We start from the raw sequence: 15,881 nt of genomic DNA, 5'->3' as shown, positions 1-15,881 counted from the left end.
GCTACCGAGTTCGTTGTCCTGTGCTACCGCGCCCCCCAGGAGCGTGACGTGCGCTCTAGATCCCGAGCCCCTCGATGACCACCGCGCCCGGCAGGGCGGCCAGCGCCTTGCCCGGAACGATCAGCTTGCCGCGGCGGCGGCCGCTGCCGATGAGGACCCATTCGGTGTCGACGACCCGGGAGTCCACCAGCAGCGGCCAGTCGGCGGGCAGGCCGATGGGGGTGATCCCGCCGTACTCCATGCCGCTCTCGCCGGTCGCCGCGTCCATGGACGCGAACGAGGCCTTGCGGGCGCCCAGTTGCTTGCGCACGGCGCCGTTGACGTCGACGCGGGTGGCGGAGAGGACGACACAGCCGGCGAGGGTGATCTCGCCCGAGCGCTTGCCCGCGACGATGACGCAGTTGGCCGACTCGTCCAGCAGCTCCTGGCCGTAGTGCTCGACGAACACGGCGGTGTCGGCGATCTCGGGGTCGGTGTCGACGTAGATCAACTGGTCGGCGGGGACGTCCCCGTGCCAGGCGCGCACGGCCTGGGCGACCGGTGCGGTGAGCTCGTCGAGGCAGTCGCGGGCGGGCCTGGCGTTGTCGAAGTTTCCGATGGGTGCGCGCATGTACCGCACGCTAACAGCGCGCCGCTGGGCCGTGTTCGGGTGTCTCAGCGCACAGGCGGCACGGAGACGGCCATGGTCAGTTCGACGGTCTCGTCGCCGTCGTTGCGGTAGGCGTGCGGGACGTTCGCGTCGAAACTGGCGGAGGTGCCCGCCGGCACGGCGTGGGGCCGTCCGTCGACGACGAGGGTGAGCTCGCCGGCGGTGACGTGCAGGAGTTCGGTGGTGCCCTCGGGGTGGGGGTCGGAGACGCTTTCGTCGCCGGGCACCAGCCGCCAGGCCCACAGTTCGAGCGGGCCGCCGCGTTCGTTGCCGACCAGCAGGGTGGTGGAACTGCCCGCCGGGGTGGACCACATGCGTACGGCCTGCTCGGGCGGGACGATCCGCACCTGGGGGCCCTGCCCGTAGTCGAGGAGCGTGGTGATGCTGACGCCGAGGGCGTCGGCGAGCTTCACCGTGGTGCCGATGCTGGGGTTGGTGCGCGCCTGCTCGATCTGGATGATCATGCCCCGGCTCACGCCGGAGCGGGCGGCGAGGGCGTCCAGGGTGAATCCCCGCTCACCGCGCCAGTGCTTGAGGTTGCGGGCGAGCGACTGCGTGAGCTGGTCGAGATCCGACACGTTCCGTCCAATATTTTCAATGACAGAGTTCAATGGAGTGAACTACCGTGTGGTGCACCCCATCGTTCACCGCACTGTACTGCGAGGCCGTCATGACCGCACTGTTCGCCCTGGCCACCAGCCTCCTGTGGGGGCTGGCCGACTTCGGCCGGCGGACCGCTCACCCGACGGCTGCCGGCTCTGACCGTCGTGGTCGCCTCGCAGTCGATCGCGGTCGTGGTGCTCGGCGCGATCGTGGTGGCCACCGGCGGCTTCGCCGAGGCCGGACCGCAGCTGTGGTACGCGGCCGCGGCGGGCGTGGTCGGGCCGGTCGCGATGCTCTCGTTCTACAAGGCGCTGGCCCTCGGACCGATGGGCGTCGTGTCGCCGCTGGGCTCCCTGGGTGTGGCCGTGCCCGTGGGGGTCGGCCTCGTGCTGGGCGAGCGGCCGGGCCTGCTGCAGTTCGCGGGCATCGGCGTGGCCGTCGTCGGCATCGTCCTCGCCGGCGGACCCGAACTGCGCGGCGCACCGGTGCAGCGGCAGGCGGTCCTGCTGACCCTGACGGCGGCGTTCGGCTTCGGCGCCGTGATGGCGCTGATCGCCGAGGCGTCCACCACGCTCGCCGGCCTCTTCCTCGCCCTGTTCGTGCAGCGGGTGACCAACGTGGCGGTGGGCGGCGCCGCGCTGTACCTCTCGGTCAGGCGCGGCGGGCGGGCGCTTCCCGAGGACGGCGGCATGCGCGTCGTCCTGGCGTCGCTCCCGGCGCGCGCGTTCGTGGGGCTGGCCGACGTGGCGGCGAACGGCACGTACTCCGTCGCGGCGCAGACGGGACCCGTCACGGTCGCGGCCGTCCTGGCCAACCTCTATCCGGTGGTGACAGTGCTCGCCGCGCTGGCCGTCCTGAAGGAACGGCTGCGCGCGGTGCAGGCGGCGGGCGCGGGGCTCGCCCTCGTCGGCACGGTGCTTCTGGCGACGGGCTGATCACCCCCGGTGTGCACGGCCGGGGGACGTGCCCGTCAGCCTTCCTCCAGCTCGGCGAGCGCGAGCAGTTGCTCGGGCGTGACGCCTTCCGGGATCGGCACGGGGGCGGGCGTCCGCAGCGGCGGCTGCCAGCCGTCCACCGGGTCCCAGCGGCGCACGACGCGTGCCGGCGCCCCCGCCACCACCGCGTGGTCGGGCACCTCCCCCCGTACGACGGCGCCCGCGGCGACCACGACGTTGCGGCCGAGCCGGGCGCCGGGCAGGATCACGGCGCCCGTGCCCAGCCAGCAGCCCGGTCCGATCTCGACCGGCTCCGTACGCGGCCACTGCTTGCCGACCGGCTCTCGGGGGTCGTCGTAACTGTGGTTGGTCGACGTGATGTAGACGTACGGACCGCAGTAGGTGTCCGAGCCGATGGTGACGCGCGTGTCGGCGATGACGTGGCTGCCGCGTCCGAGGACGACGCCGTCGCCGAGGGTCAGGACCGGGTCGGGGCCGAGGTCCAGGCCCGGCATCATGCCGGCCGTGAGCGTGACCTGCTCGGCGATGATGCAGTGGTCGCCCAGTTCGATCCAGCCCTCGCCGAAGACGGTCCCCTGCGGGAAGGCCAGCCGGGTGCCGTGGCCCAGCCGCCTGAAGCGCAGCCGGCCGGGGTGTTCGGCGGTGACGGAACCCGCCTCCTGCACCCAGCGCCAGCCGCGGTGGACGGCACGCGCGAGAACACGCCGCCGCCAGGCGGTCAGCGATGAGAACGTGTTTCTGTTCTTCGGCACCCGCACACGGTAGTCGGCCGCCCGGGGCCCGATCCGCGCACGGTGCTGTGACGTTCGCCCCAACCGGGTCGGTGCACCCTGGCCGTTCGGCCCGCGGCAAGGTCGCTTACGGTGCAGGCAGGCGCGGCACGGATCACCGAGGAGAGACGGCATGGCGGAGCGGGCACTGATCGCGGGTGTGGGTGGCAAGCAACCGAACGTCGACCCGGACGCCTTCACCGCGCCCACGTCGGTGGTCATGGGCGAGGTGACGCTGGCCGCCGGTGCGAGCGTCTGGTACCAGAGCGTGCTGCGCGGGGACGGCGGTCCGATCGTGATCGGCGCGCAGAGCAACATCCAGGACAACTGCACCGTCCACGTCGACCCCGGTTTCCCGGTGACCGTGGGCGAGCGGGTGTCGGTCGGCCACAACGCGGTGCTGCACGGCTGCACGGTGGAGGACGACGTCCTGGTCGGCATGGGTGCGACGGTCCTGAACGGCGCGCACATCGGGGCGGGTTCGCTGATCGCGGCCCAGGCGCTGGTCCCGCAGGGCATGCGGGTGCCGCCGGGTTCGCTGGTCGCGGGCGTCCCGGCGAAGGTCCGCCGGGAGCTGACGGACGAGGAGCGCGAGGGCATCAAGCTGAACGCGGCGGTGTACGTGGACCTGGCGAAGGAGCACCGCGCGGCACACGGCGGGTGACCGCCGGGCCCTGCACGGCGCGCGGAAGGCCGCCTCGCGCGGGGCGGTTGAACCGCGCGGCCCGCTCGGCGCGGCACACGCCTGGGCGACCCTCGCGGCCGCTCGGCGTCCGGGGCGTGATCCCGCGGCCCGGCACAGCGCGGCCCCGCCCCCTCGACGGGAGCGGGGCCGGGGCTCACGGAACCGGATTCGTCTCGCCGTCAGTCGGCGACGGGAACGGGCTCCGGCTCGCGGACCGGGGGCGCCTCGGCCGCGGCCTTCTTGGCACGGTTCTTCAGCACGAGCATCGACGTGACGCCGATCAGCACCGCGAGGACCAGGCCCAGCCAGGAGAACCGCTTCAGCCACGCCTCGGCGACCACGCCGACCGAGTAGACGACGGCCGTCGTCCCGCCCGCCCAGAGGATGCCGCCGAAGACGTTGGCGATCAGGAACTTCCAGTACGGCATGCGCAGCACGCCGGCCAGCGGGCCAGCGAAGATGCGCAGCAGGGCGACGAAGCGGCCGAAGAAGACGGCCCACATGCCCCACTTCTCGAACGAGCGCTCCGCCATCGCGATCTGGGCTTCGCCGCAGTGCTTGGGGAACTTTCCGCCGAGCCAGGCCAGCAGCGGCCGGCCGCCCTTGCGGCCGATGGCGTATCCGATGGAGTCCCCGATGATGGCGCCGGCGGTGGCACAGGCGCCGAGGACGTACGGGTTGATCTCGCCGTGCTGGGACGCGAGCAGTGCCGAGCTGACGAGGACGATCTCGCCCGGCAGCGGGATGCCGAGGCTTTCGAGTCCGATGACCACACCCACCAGGAGGTAGATGCTGAGCGGAGGGATGGTCTCGAGCCACTCCTGGACGTGCAACGCCGGTTCCTTCCGTACCCACCGGGCCGCTGCCCGGCGTGCACCCGCGTCGGCGCACGCCGGGGCAGCCTACCCGGTGCGACGGCGTCAGCTGCTGGGGCGCAGGGTCCAGACGATGGTCATTTCGCCGGTGACGGCGCCGTCCTCGCGCTGGATGCTGATGTGCACCGGGAACTCGGGACGCTGTCCGGCGTCGAGCTCCTTGACGACGTCCGCCACCGGGCGGGCGAGTGTGGCGGTGGCCGTGACGACGCCCATGGCGAGCTTCTTGTACCCGATCTCGGCCTTGACCGCGAGGGGCACGGCACGGCTCAGCTGGTCGCCGAAGGCGGTGAGGACGATCGCGCCGCTCGCCGACTCGGCGAGCGTGAACATGGCACCGGCGTGCGGACCGCCGACGTGGTTGTGGAAGTCGGCCTGGTCCGGCATCCGGAGGACCGCCCGCTCCGCGGTGGTCTCCAGGAACTCGAGGTTGAGGGTCCGGACCATGGGAACGGTGGCGGCGAGCATCTCGCCGATGGACATCTGGTCTGCGCTCATGGGCCGGATGTTACCCACGAGTAGGGGCGCTTGGCCATCCCCTGCGGGGAGCCGGCCGGGGGCGGACGTGGATCCGCCGTCGCGGCCCCTCTATGGTTACTCGCCATGTGGCCAGGACAGCAGCCGCCCGGGGGCGAGCAGAACCCGCAGGACCAGAACCCGTACCAGCAGCCGGGGTACCAGCAGCCGAACCCCTATCAGCAGCCGGGGTACCAGCAGCCGAACCCGTACCAGCAGCCGACCGCGCCGCAGTACGCCGTGCCCGGCCAGATGCCGGGTGCGCCCATGCCGCCGCAGGACGACAAGAAGAAGACGACGATCGTCGCCGTCGTCGCCGCGACCGCCGTGGTCGTGGCCGCCGCGGTCACCGGCTTCGTCGTGCTGAAGGACGACGACCAGGGCACGTCCGACAAGGGCGGCGGCACCACGGCCTCCAAGTCGCCCGGCGGCGACGCCTCGTCGGAGCCGACGCCGTCGCCGTCGGTGGACAACCCGCGCGACGGCAGTGACGCCAAGCCCACCATCGCGGGCTGGAAGGTCGTCACCAACCCCAAGCACGGAACCCAGTTCGACGTCCCGCCCGAGTGGGAGGTGGCGGGCTCGGGCGTGAGCACCTTCTTCGAGGACGAGAAGAAGGGCGACGGTTCGCCCGCGGTGGTGATGGGCGCTCCTGCTCACTACAAGAGCAAGTGGTGCGAGTTCGACACCGACAAGGACGGCAGCCTCGAGACGTGGGGCCTGAGCACCGTCGGCACCAAGGGCGGCAAGGGCGCCAAGACGTCCGCCGAGGCCGCCTACAACGAGGCCGGCAACTGGGTGTGGGCCGGCTACGCGCAGACCGAGCCCAAGGGCACGGTCAAGATCACCGAGGCCAAGGACTACACGACCACGTCCGGCCTGAAGGGCAGCGTGGCCACGGCCACGGCCCTGGGCGTGAAGAAGGAGAACAAGTGCGAGACCGACGGCAAGTCGATCGCCTTCTCCTTCAAGAACACCGAGGGTGACTTCAAGAGCTGGGTGCTCTACGCCAACACCGGCGTCAAGGACGAGGTCGACGACGCGACCATCCAGAAGATCCTCAGCACCGTGCGTCTGGTCGAGCCGACGGAGTCGGACTCCTGACCCCTCCCCGGCCGTGACGGCAGCGCCCGTCACGGCCGGGCCGCCGCGGGCTCCGGCAGTGGACGGGTTCAGCCCACGCTGAACGCGCCGTCGGGCGGCGGAGGCGAGGCGACCGCGTCCGTGTCGTGGACCGGGCGGGCGTCTCCGGTGAAACGCGCCAGGGCCTCGCCGTACTCGACGCGGGCCGGGAACGCGTCGGCCGCGACCAGGCGGGTGAGGCGGGCGACGTCGATCGGCTCGTGGGAGGCGACGAGCACCGCGTTGCCGAAGCGGCGGCCCCGCAGCACGGCCGGTTCGGCGATGAGCGCCAGTTCCGCGAACACCTCCGCGAACGTGGCGAGTTGGGAGCGCAGGAAGGCGAAGGGCGCACCGTCCGCCAGGTTCGCCGCGTACGTACCGTCCGCGCGCAGCACCCGCTCCACCGCCCGGGCGTACTCCAGGGACGTCAGATGCGCGGGGACGCGCGAGCCGCCGAACACGTCGCCGATCACCACGTCGGCGCTGCCTGCCGGCGCCTCCTCCAGCCAGGTCCGCGCGTCCGCGGCGTGGACCGTGATCCCGCTGCCGGGCGGCAGGGGCAGGTGTTCGGCGACGAGCGCGACGAGGCCCCGGTCGGCCTCCACCACGTGCTGGCGGGCGTCCGGCCGGACCGCCGCCATCCGGCGCGGCAGGGCGAGCGCGCCGCCGCCGAGGTGCACGACGGACGGCGCCACGGCGCCGTCCGTCGCACGGTCGACGACATGGGCGAGCCGGCGCGCGTACTCGAACTCGAGGTGCGTCGGCTCGTCCAGGTCGACGTACGACTGGGGCGCGTCGTCGACGGTCAGCAGCCAGGCCCGGTCCCGGTCGACGTCGGGCATGAGCTTGGCGGTGCCGCCGTCGACGTCGCGCAGGACGGGGATCTGCTCGTTCACCGCTCCATTGTGCCGGGCGGGCCGGGGCAGCCCCCTGCGGAGGCCCCCCGGCCCGCGGTCACCCGACCGCGGTCACCGTCCCGGCCCCGACCGTGCGGCCGCCCTCGCGGATCGCGAAGCCGAGGCCGGACTCCAAGGGCACGTCCCGGCCCAGTTCGACGGTCATGGTGACCGTCTCCCCGGGACGGGCGACCCCGGCCGCGCCGAGGTCGACGTCCCCGACGACGTCCGCGGTGCGGATGTAGAACTGCGGCCGGTACCCGGTGGTCACCGGCGTGCTGCGGCCGCCCTCGCGCGCCGACAGGACGTAGACCTGCGCGGTGAAGCGGCGGCTGGGCACGACGCTGCCCGGCGCCGCGACCACATGGCCGCGGCGCACCGCGTCGCGCGGCACCCCGCGCAGCAGCAGCGCGACGTTGTCGCCGGCCTCGGCCGACTCCATCGGCTTGCCGAAGGTCTCCAGCCCCGTGACGACCGTGTCGCCCTCTTTCCATGACGCAGTCGCCCCGAGGATCTGCACCCGGTCCCCCATGCGTACGGTGCCGCGCTCGACGGCTCCCGTGACGACCGTGCCGCGTCCGGTGATGGTGAGGACGTTCTCCACCGGCAGCAGGAACGGCGCGTCCGTGTACCTGACCGGCATGGGCACATAGGTGTCGACGGCGTCGAGCAGCGCCTCGACGGCGGCCGTCCAGCGCGGGTCGCCCTGCAGCGCCCCGAGTCCGGACACGCGGACGACGGGCGCCGCGTCGCCGCCGTAGCCGTGGGCGGTGAGGAGGTCACGGACCTCCAGCTCCACGAGGTCGGTGAGCTCGTCGTCGCCGGCGTCCGCCTTGTTGAGCGCGACGACGATGTGGTCGACGCCCACCTGGCGGGCGAGCAGCACGTGCTCGGCGGTCTGTGGCATAACGCCGTCGAGGGCCGAGACGACGAGGATGGCGCCGTCGAGCTGGGCCGCCCCGGTGACCATGTTCTTGACGTAGTCGGCGTGGCCCGGCATGTCGACGTGGGCGTAGTGCCGGGTGTCCGTCTCGTACTCGACGTGCGCGATGTTGATCGTGATGCCCCGCGCGGCCTCCTCCGGCGCCCGGTCGATGCGGTCGAAGGAGACGTACGACGTGCCGCCGCCGGAGCGCTCGCTGAGCACCTTGGTGATGGCGGCGGTCAGGGTGGTCTTGCCGTGGTCGACGTGGCCCATGGTCCCGATGTTGAGGTGCGGCTTGGTGCGCACGTATGCCGTCTTGGGCATGACTGGGTTCGTTCCTTCCCGGAACTCGAAGCGTGATCAGGACCCCTGGACCTCGCCGACCCTCCCCCTGCGGGGTCCGCCGGACGATCCGGGAAGGGTCAGCTTCGGGCGCCGCCGGGAGCCACGGCGACGTCGGCCGCGACCGCGGCGGCGTGGAATGCGGTCGCCGCGAGCGCGGCAGCCGGGAATGCGGCAGCCTTCGGCGCGTCCGCGACTGCGGACGGCGCTGCGGGGAAGGCGTACCGGACCATGTCCTCGATGATCGTGCGCGGCACCCGCCGCGTCGAATGGTTTTCCCGGGGCCGCAGTGGGACGGGACCGCACGGCCCGGCCGCCACCGCGCCTGCCGGTCGGCGCGGTGGCGGCCGGCGGGACGATGTGTGCCGCGCTACGGCGTTCGGACATGTTCGTCGGTTAGTCTCCCCGGATGCTCGACCCCGTCCCCCGGCCGGCATCCGGTCTCGCCGTCCGCTGCACCAAGGCCCTGTTCTCGCCGTGGTCGCGGCTGTCGCTGCTCCTCGTCCTGCTCGCGTCCGCCGCGTCGGCAATGCTGCTCTACGAGCCGCAGCGGCTGCTCTCGGCGGGCTGGCCGCCGCAGCTGAGCGGGGCCGCGGCGGTGGTGCTGTTCGGCGTGGCGTACGGGGTGTGCACGGCGGCTTTCGTGCCACGGCCGATCCTCAATCTGGCGGCGGGCGCCCTCTTCGGTTCGCAGGCCGGGCTCGTCGCGGCGATCGGCGGCACGGTGCTGGGCGCGGGCATCGCGTTCACGCTCGGCCGGGTGCTGGGCCAGGACGCGCTGCGGCCGCTGGTGCGCGGACGCTGGCTGAAGGCGGCGGACGGGCAGCTCAGCCGGCACGGCTTCCGGTCGATGCTGGCGATCCGGCTGTTCCCCGGCGTGCCGTTCGCCGCGGCCAACTACTGTGCGGCGGTCTCGCGGATGGGCTACCTGCCGTTCCTCCTCGCCACGGGCCTCGGGTCGATCCCCAACACGGCGGCGTACGTGATCGCGGGCAGCCGGGCGGGGTCGCCGACCTCGCCCGCGTTCCTGATCGCGGCCGGGTTCATCGTGGTGACGGGCGTGGCGGCGGCGGTCGTCGCCTGGACCAAGCGGCACCGGCTGCGGCCCCGGTGACCGGATTCTCCGTGACCGGGAGGGCCCCGGAACCGGGCGCGGCCGGGAGCGGGACGGGACCTGGGCGAAGTGCCGTCGTTGCGGGGCGCTACGCTGCCTCACGATCGGCGCCGGCCCGAGACGTACGCGCACCCGCGCGTCTCACGGGCCGTCAGTCCCATGGGCGCCTGACAGTCCGTCAGTCAAGTCAGCAAAGGGTCCGCATGACGACGATTGAACACGCCTGCCCATGAACCGGCCGGTGTCCCGGCCGGCAACCGATACCTCAGCGCCGGCCCGTGCGTGTGCCGGTCGGACCGTGATCATTTCTTGGGTGGCGTAGCTTTCAATGTCTTGGTTCGAATCATTCATCCTGGGACTCGTCCAGGGGCTGACGGAGTTCCTGCCGATCTCTTCCAGCGCGCATCTGCGGCTCACGGCCGCGTTCGCCGGCTGGCACGACCCGGGCGCGGCGTTCACCGCGATCACCCAGATCGGCACGGAGACGGCGGTGCTGATCTACTTCCGCAAGGACATCGCGCGGATCGTGACGGCCTGGTTCCGTTCGCTCACCGACAAGGCGATGCGCCGGGACCACGACGCCAAGATGGGCTGGCTCGTCATCGTCGGCTCGATCCCGATCGGAGTGCTCGGCGTCACCCTCAAGGACCAGATCGAGGGCCCGTTCCGTGATCTGCGTCTGATCGCGACGACGCTGATCGTCATGGGCATCGTCCTCGGCGTCGCGGACCGGCTGGCCGCCCGCGACGAGATCGGCGGCCGCCACCGGGCGCTCCGGGAGCGCAAGACGCTGGAGCAGTTGAGCGTCCGCGACGGTCTGATCTACGGCGTGTGCCAGGCGATGGCGCTGATCCCGGGCGTCTCGCGCTCCGGCGCGACCATCAGCGGCGGTCTGCTGATGGGCTACACCCGCGAGGCGGCGGCCCGGTACTCGTTCCTGCTCGCGATCCCCGCGGTGCTGGCGTCCGGCCTGTTCGAACTGAAGGACGCCGGTGAGGGACATGTCTCATGGGGGCCGACGATCTTCGCCACGTTCATCGCGTTCGGCGTGGGCTACGCGGTGATCGCGTGGTTCATGAAATTCATCACTACGAAGAGCTTCATGCCGTTCGTGATCTACCGGATCCTGCTCGGGATCCTGCTGTTCATCCTGGTCGGAACCGATGTGCTGAGCCCGCACGCGGGTGAGTCGGGGGGCTGACGGTCACTCTGCGGTGGGGGACGGTGACCGTTGCGAGGCCGTAATCTGATGCCATGTCCCCCATTCGCACCGACTCCGAAGCCGCCCTGTCCGCCACCGAGCTGAACGCCCGCATCCGTGACCTGTGGGCCGACGGGGAGCTTCCCGACGACCGGCGGCCGGAGTACGAGGCGCTCGTCGTGGAGTGGGCCGCCGCGGCACGCGAGGACGTGCGCCCGGCGGCCTGACGCCGGGCTGCGCGCCCGTCCCGCCCGGCGCACCCTGGAGTCATGGCCTGGCAGGCACCCATCGTCGTGCACCCGCCCTCGCCCGGCGGCGGGCGGCATGTCACCGTGCGCGGCGAGATCGTGGGGCTCGCCCGCAGCGACAAGGACCTCGTGGAGTTCCTGCGCAGAGCGGGGCTCGACGACGCGGACATGATCCTCGACGACCCGCATCTGGTGGAGTGGCGCGGTGGCGCCGCCCACGAGGGCTACGCGGCCTGAGACCGGCAGGTGCCCCGCGCTCGGCTAGCCTGAGGGCACGATGAACCGTTTGACCACGTCATGGGGCGCGTTCGAACTCGCCCGCTTTCCCGAGGACCCCCGCGACACGCTCCGTGCCTGGGACGCCGCCGACGAGTACCTGCTGCGGCATCTGCACGGCATCGACGACGCCGCCCCCGTACCGCTGACCGGCACCGTGGCCGTCGTCGGCGACCGCTGGGGCGCGCTGGTCACCTCGATCGCGGGCCACCACCCGGTGGTGCAGATCACCGACTCGTACCTCGGGCAGCAGGCGACCCGGGCGAACCTCGCGCGGGCCGGGATCGACTCGGGCGCGGTACGGCTGCTGTCGGCCAGGGACACCCCGCCGGAGCGCGTCGACGTGCTGCTGGTGCGCGTGCCCAAGAGCCTCGCGCTCCTGGAGGACCAACTGCACCGGCTGGCGCCCGCCGTCCACGCGGACACGGTCGTCGTCGGCACCGGCATGGTGAGCGAGATCCACACCTCCACGCTGAAGCTCTTCGAGCGGATCATCGGCCCGACGCGGACCTCCCTCGCGGCCAAGAAGGCCCGGCTGATCTTCTGCACACCCGACCCGGACCTGCCGCGGGTGCCGAGCCCGTGGCCGCTGCGGTACGACCTGCCGGCCGACACGGGCGCGCTCGCGGGCCGCACCGTCACCAACCACGCGGGCATCTTCTGCGCGGAGCGCCTCGACATCGGCACCCGGTTCTTCCTGCGCCATCTGCCGACCGGACACGGTGCCGAACACGTCGTGGACCTGGGCTGCGGCAACGGCGTCGTCGGTACGGCGGCGGCGCTCGCCGCCCCGGAGGCACGGGTGACGTTCACGGACGAGTCGTTCTCGGCGGTCGCCTCGGCGGAGGCGACGTTCCGCGCCAACGTCCCCGCCGGGAAGGCCGAGTTCGTCGTCGACGACGGTCTCTCGGCGCTGGGCGACGGCTCGGCGGACCTCGTGCTGAACAACCCGCCGTTCCACTCGCACCGGGCGACGACGGACACCGCCGCGCGCCGGATGTTCGCGGACGCGCGGCGCGTGCTGCGGCCCGGCGGTGAACTGTGGGTCGTCGGCAACCGTCACCTGGGCTACCACGTACGGCTGAGGCGGCTGTTCGGGAACTGCGACGTCGTCGCGAGCGACCCGAAGTTCGTCGTCCTGCGCGCGGTGAAGCGCCGCTAGCTCTTTCGTCGACGGCGGACGCGGTGGGGTGTCCCGCCCGGCGTCTCCCAGGGACGACGCGCGCCGCACGGCTCTGGCGCCCTGCCCGGCACTGCCCGACACTGAGCCGATGACGCAGCGCGTGGATCTCGCGACCGTGATGGACCGCCTTGCCATCGACGAACTGATCACCGGCTACGCCGTCGCCGTGGACGACGGCGACTGGAACGCCTACCGGGCCCTGTTCACCCACGACGGGCGCGCCGACTACCGGGGGTCCGGCGGCATCGAGGGAACGGCGGACGAGGTCGCCGGCTGGCTGGCGGAGGCCATGCGGCTGTTCCCGGTCCGCCAGCACCTGATCGTCAACCGCCGCGTCGGCCTCCAGGACCTCGGCGGATACCCGGGTGACAGCGCCGAGGTCCGGGCCGACTACATCAACCCGATGCTCCCGGCGTCCGGCCAGGACTTCGTCTCGGGCGGCCGCTACCGCTTCACCCTGGCGCGCGGGGACGCGGGGTGGCGCCTGCGCACGGTGGTGACGGAGGAGAGGTGGCGCCGCGCGGGCGGTGTGCCCGCGGGTGACTGAGGCGGGCGCTTCCCCCACCCTGCCCCTTCGCGTGACCGGGGCCAAGCCCCCGGACCCTCCGCCCCGGGGCCCGTGCCCGAGCGGGCCGTCGCGGCCCGGGGCGCACCCAGGGGCGCCCCGGACGTGCGGCCCTGCAGCCTCACCGGCGTTCGAGGCGCGGGCGCCATAGGGCCAAGCCCCAACGGGTGCATCGCACAAGCATCCCGCCGGCGATTGAGACGCTGGCGTCGGCCACGCCCACAGGGCGTACGGAGAGGGCGGCGGCGGATTCCCGGTTTCGGTAGGGGGAGCCCCGGTTGGGCGGATGGGGCGTACCTCCCACGGCCGCCAGGCCGTAGGGAGAGGATCCGGGGCGGAGCCCCGCGGACGGACAGGCGGGGCCCGGGGGCGACCCCCGGTTTCGGGAAAGGGCGGGCAGGGGGATCAGCCCGCCCCGGGCCTGCACCGCGCCCTGTCGTCCCCGGTCTCCGTGGCCCACACTGGTCGTGAGGAGGCGCGGTATGCGGATTCCGGGCGGCCGGGAAGGGCAGCAGCGGGGCAGCCGGCGTGGAGGGCGCGTGTCGCGCGCGGCCGCTGCCGTCGCCGCCGGGGCGCTGCCCGCGCTCGCCCTGCCCGAGCCCTCGCTGTGGTGGTTCGCCTACGTCGCCCTGGTCCCGTGGCTGCTGCTGCTGCGCAGCGCGCCGACCGGCCGCCGCGCGCTCGTGGAGGGCTGGCTCGGCGGCATCGGGTTCATGATCGCGGTGCACCACTGGCTGCTGCCCAGCCTGCATGTCTTCCTGCTGGTCCTCGCCGCGCTGCTGGGACTTCTGTGGGCGCCGTGGGGCCTGCTCGTGCGGCTCATGACCGGCGGCAGTCCCTCCGCGGCACGGGCCACGGCCTCCTTCGCGGTGATCCCGTCGGGCTGGCTCATGATCGAGCTGGTCCGGTCCTGGGAGGGCCTCGGCGGACCGTGGGGCCTGCTCGGTGCCAGCCAGTGGAACGTGCCGCCCGCCCTGCGGCTCGCCTCGGTCGGCGGCGTATGGCTGGTGAGCCTCCTGGTCCTCGCGGTGAACACCGCCGTCGCGCTGCTCGTCGCCGTCGAGCGGGCCCGTGCGCCCGCCGTCGCGGGCGTCGTGGCGTGCGCGACGGCGGCCGGGTCCGCCTGGGCGTGGGCGCCGGAGCCCCGCGAGTCGGCGCCGATACGGATCGCGGTGGTCCAGCCGGGCGTCGTGACGGGCGCGGACAGCGTGCAGCGCCGGTTCGACCGGGGCGAGGAGCTGACGCGTGACCTGGCGCGCCGGGAGAAGGCGCTGGACCTGGTGGTGTGGGGCGAGAGCAGCGTGGGCGCCGACCTGCGTGTGCGGCCCGATCTCGCGGACCGCCTCGCCGCCCTGTCCAGGGACGTCGGCGCGCCCGTGCTCGTGAACGTGGACGCGCGCAGCGAGACGGCGTCGGGCCCCGCCGGCATCTACAAGAGCTCCGTGCTCGTCGGACCCACCGGTCCGACCGGCGACCGCTACGACAAGATGCGCCTGGTGCCGTTCGGCGAGTACATCCCGGCCCGGTCCGTGCTCGGCTGGGTGACCTCGGTGGGCAAGGCGGCGGGCGAGGACAGGATCCGCGGGACCGCGCCGGTCGTGATGACCCTGCCCGCCGAACAGGGCGCGGGCCTGCGCGTCGGCCCGCTGGTCTGCTTCGAGTCGGCGTTCCCCGACATGAGCAGGCACCTGGTGCGGGACGGCGCCCAGCTGCTGGTGGCCCAGTCCGCCACGTCGACGTTCCAGGAGAGCTGGGCGCCCGAGCAGCACGCGTCGCTGGCGGCGCTGCGGGCGGCCGAGACCGGCCGCCCGATGGTGCACGCGACGCTCACCGGTGTGGGTGCCGTGTTCGGTGCGCACGGGCAGCCGGTCGGCGGCCCGCTCTCCACGGAGACCAGCGGCGCGGCGGTGTACGAGATGCCGCGGGCGACGGGCACGACGCTGTACGTCCGGTTCGGCGACTGGGCGGTGTACGGAGCGCTCGCGGTGCTGGCCGCGCTGGCGGCGGCCGAGGGCTCGCGGGCTATCCGGCGGCCTGCTCCAGGGCCCTCAGTACGACCCGTTCGCACAGCTCGTGGGTCCGCAGCGCGTCCTGTGCGCTGAGGTGCTTCCCGGCGCGGACGGCGTCGAGAAAGGCGTGCACGGCCTGTTCGATGCCGCGCTGGCGGGCGACCGGCACCCAGTCGCCGCGGCGCCTGACGCTCGGCTGCCCCTTGTGGTCCACGATCTCGGCCAGGTTGCGGACCTCGCGCTTGGAGTCCTGGCCGGAGACCTCCAGGATCTCCTCCGTGGAGCCGCTCATCCGGTTCATGACGCCGATGGCGGTGAAGCCGTCGCCGGACAGCTGGAGGACCACGTGGTGCATGAGTCCGTCGACGATCCGGGCCCTCACATCGGTGTGCTGGACGGGCCCGGGTGCCAGGAACCGCAGGGTGTCCACGACATGGATGAAGTCGTCGAGGACGAGGGTGCGCGGGTCCTCGGGGAGCCCGACGCGGTTCTTCTGCATGAGGATCAGTTCGCGCGGGTGCTCCAGGCACTGCGCGTAGCCGGGGGCGAACCTGCGGTTGAAGCCGACGGCGAGGGCGGTGCCGCGCTCCTCGGCGAGGGCGACGAGCCGCTCGGACTCGGCGAGTTCGTAGGAGAGCGGCTTGTCGACGTAGGTGGCCACGCCCGCTTCGAGCAGCCGTGTGACGATCTCGGCGTGCGCCGAGGTCGGCGCGTGGACGAAGGCGGCGTCGAGGCCCTCGGCGAGGAGCGTGTCGAGGTCGGTGTGGCGGTGCCGGGCGGGGATGTGGTGGGTGTCGGCGACGCGGATCAGCGTGGCGGGCGTGCGGGTCTGCAGGTGCAGTTCGACGCCGGGCAGGGTGGTGAGGACCGGCAGATACGCCTTCTGCGCGATGTCACCGAGCCCGATGCAGCCGACCTTCACAGGGGTCTCCCTCGATGCCGTACC

General features: G+C 72.8%; 18 protein-coding genes and 1 pseudogene. 10 read left to right on the top strand and 9 right to left on the bottom strand.

The window, feature by feature from the left end; genetic code table 11:
• Positions 1–55: 55 nt before the first annotated feature.
• Together ACWD0A_RS11575 and ACWD0A_RS11570 are read right to left on the bottom strand one after the other, a co-directional pair.
• Positions 56–610, bottom strand: coding sequence for a YbaK/EbsC family protein (locus ACWD0A_RS11575; RefSeq protein ID WP_451296956.1), 555 nt, complete (start codon positions 608–610; stop codon positions 56–58).
• A gap of 44 nt (positions 611–654) precedes the next feature.
• A complete protein-coding gene (locus ACWD0A_RS11570; protein ID WP_177152838.1) occupies positions 655–1,227 on the bottom strand; it encodes a helix-turn-helix domain-containing protein in 573 nt (190 codons plus the stop codon).
• Positions 1,228–1,319: 92 nt separating this feature from the next.
• Between ACWD0A_RS11570 and ACWD0A_RS11565 the strand changes: the two are divergent.
• A pseudogene (locus ACWD0A_RS11565) lies at positions 1,320–2,187 on the top strand (EamA family transporter).
• A 35-nt stretch (positions 2,188–2,222) separates the two neighbouring features.
• Here the strand turns inward: ACWD0A_RS11565 and ACWD0A_RS11560 are convergent.
• Complete coding sequence (locus tag ACWD0A_RS11560; protein ID WP_451296954.1) at positions 2,223–2,960, bottom strand: acyltransferase; 738 nt, start codon at positions 2,958–2,960, stop codon at positions 2,223–2,225.
• Positions 2,961–3,111: 151 nt separating this feature from the next.
• Between ACWD0A_RS11560 and ACWD0A_RS11555 the strand changes: the two genes are divergently transcribed.
• The gene (locus tag ACWD0A_RS11555; protein ID WP_451296952.1) at positions 3,112–3,642 is read left to right on the top strand and encodes a gamma carbonic anhydrase family protein; all 531 of its coding nucleotides are present in this window, start codon (positions 3,112–3,114) and stop codon (positions 3,640–3,642) included.
• 200 nt (positions 3,643–3,842) lie between these two features.
• Here the strand turns inward: ACWD0A_RS11555 and ACWD0A_RS11550 are convergent, their stop codons facing one another.
• Together ACWD0A_RS11550 and ACWD0A_RS11545 are read right to left on the bottom strand one after the other, a co-directional pair.
• Complete coding sequence (locus ACWD0A_RS11550) at positions 3,843–4,496, bottom strand: DedA family protein (protein ID WP_451296950.1); 654 nt, start codon at positions 4,494–4,496, stop codon at positions 3,843–3,845.
• Between the two features lie 87 nt (positions 4,497–4,583).
• Complete coding sequence (locus ACWD0A_RS11545) at positions 4,584–5,021, bottom strand: DUF4442 domain-containing protein (RefSeq protein ID WP_451297198.1); 438 nt, start codon at positions 5,019–5,021, stop codon at positions 4,584–4,586.
• 120 nt (positions 5,022–5,141) lie between these two features.
• On the opposite strand from ACWD0A_RS11545, the gene ACWD0A_RS11540 reads away from it, so the two are divergent.
• Entirely contained in the window at positions 5,142–6,158 is a 1,017-nt protein-coding gene (locus tag ACWD0A_RS11540) for a hypothetical protein (protein ID WP_451296948.1), read from the top strand.
• A 68-nt stretch (positions 6,159–6,226) separates the two neighbouring features.
• Here ACWD0A_RS11540 and ACWD0A_RS11535 read toward each other — a convergent pair whose 3' ends face one another.
• From ACWD0A_RS11535 to ACWD0A_RS11525, 3 genes are all read right to left on the bottom strand, one after another.
• Complete coding sequence (locus ACWD0A_RS11535; protein ID WP_451296946.1) at positions 6,227–7,072, bottom strand: spermidine synthase; 846 nt, start codon at positions 7,070–7,072, stop codon at positions 6,227–6,229.
• Positions 7,073–7,130: 58 nt separating this feature from the next.
• Positions 7,131–8,321 (bottom strand): elongation factor Tu, encoded by a 1,191-nt coding sequence (gene tuf, locus ACWD0A_RS11530; protein WP_451296944.1) that lies wholly within the window; start codon positions 8,319–8,321, stop codon positions 7,131–7,133.
• Positions 8,322–8,419: 98 nt separating this feature from the next.
• Entirely contained in the window at positions 8,420–8,596 is a 177-nt protein-coding gene (locus tag ACWD0A_RS11525; RefSeq protein ID WP_451297212.1) for a hypothetical protein, read from the bottom strand.
• Positions 8,597–8,748: 152 nt separating this feature from the next.
• Here ACWD0A_RS11525 and ACWD0A_RS11520 point away from each other — a divergent pair, with 152 nt between their 5' ends.
• The 7 genes from ACWD0A_RS11520 (at position 8,749) to lnt (ending at position 15,028) form a co-directional block, all read left to right on the top strand.
• The gene (locus ACWD0A_RS11520) at positions 8,749–9,453 is read left to right on the top strand and encodes a TVP38/TMEM64 family protein (protein WP_451296942.1); all 705 of its coding nucleotides are present in this window, start codon (positions 8,749–8,751) and stop codon (positions 9,451–9,453) included.
• Between the two features lie 328 nt (positions 9,454–9,781).
• A complete protein-coding gene (locus ACWD0A_RS11515; RefSeq protein ID WP_451296940.1) occupies positions 9,782–10,654 on the top strand; it encodes an undecaprenyl-diphosphate phosphatase in 873 nt (290 codons plus the stop codon).
• 53 nt (positions 10,655–10,707) lie between these two features.
• Positions 10,708–10,881 (top strand): hypothetical protein, encoded by a 174-nt coding sequence (locus ACWD0A_RS11510; protein WP_451296938.1) that lies wholly within the window; start codon positions 10,708–10,710, stop codon positions 10,879–10,881.
• A 42-nt stretch (positions 10,882–10,923) separates the two neighbouring features.
• Positions 10,924–11,139, top strand: a complete 216-nt coding sequence (locus tag ACWD0A_RS11505) for a hypothetical protein (protein ID WP_307716654.1) — start codon at positions 10,924–10,926, stop codon at positions 11,137–11,139.
• Positions 11,140–11,179: 40 nt separating this feature from the next.
• A complete protein-coding gene (locus ACWD0A_RS11500) occupies positions 11,180–12,340 on the top strand; it encodes a methyltransferase (RefSeq protein WP_451296936.1) in 1,161 nt (386 codons plus the stop codon).
• Positions 12,341–12,449: 109 nt separating this feature from the next.
• Complete coding sequence (locus ACWD0A_RS11495) at positions 12,450–12,908, top strand: nuclear transport factor 2 family protein (RefSeq protein WP_451296934.1); 459 nt, start codon at positions 12,450–12,452, stop codon at positions 12,906–12,908.
• A 500-nt stretch (positions 12,909–13,408) separates the two neighbouring features.
• On the top strand, positions 13,409–15,028 hold the full coding sequence (lnt, locus tag ACWD0A_RS11490) for an apolipoprotein N-acyltransferase (protein WP_451296932.1): 1,620 nt from the start codon (positions 13,409–13,411) through the stop codon (positions 15,026–15,028).
• On the opposite strand, the gene ACWD0A_RS11485 is transcribed toward lnt, so the two are convergent.
• Complete coding sequence (locus ACWD0A_RS11485; protein ID WP_451296930.1) at positions 14,949–15,857, bottom strand: Gfo/Idh/MocA family protein; 909 nt, start codon at positions 15,855–15,857, stop codon at positions 14,949–14,951. The genes lnt and ACWD0A_RS11485 overlap by 80 nt on opposite strands.
• Positions 15,858–15,881 lie beyond the last annotated feature (24 nt).

Source organism: Streptomyces sp. NPDC002867 (assembly GCF_053591895.1).
The sequence above is the reverse complement of the archived record's forward strand: the minus strand, read 5'-3'. Positions and strand labels throughout refer to the sequence as shown.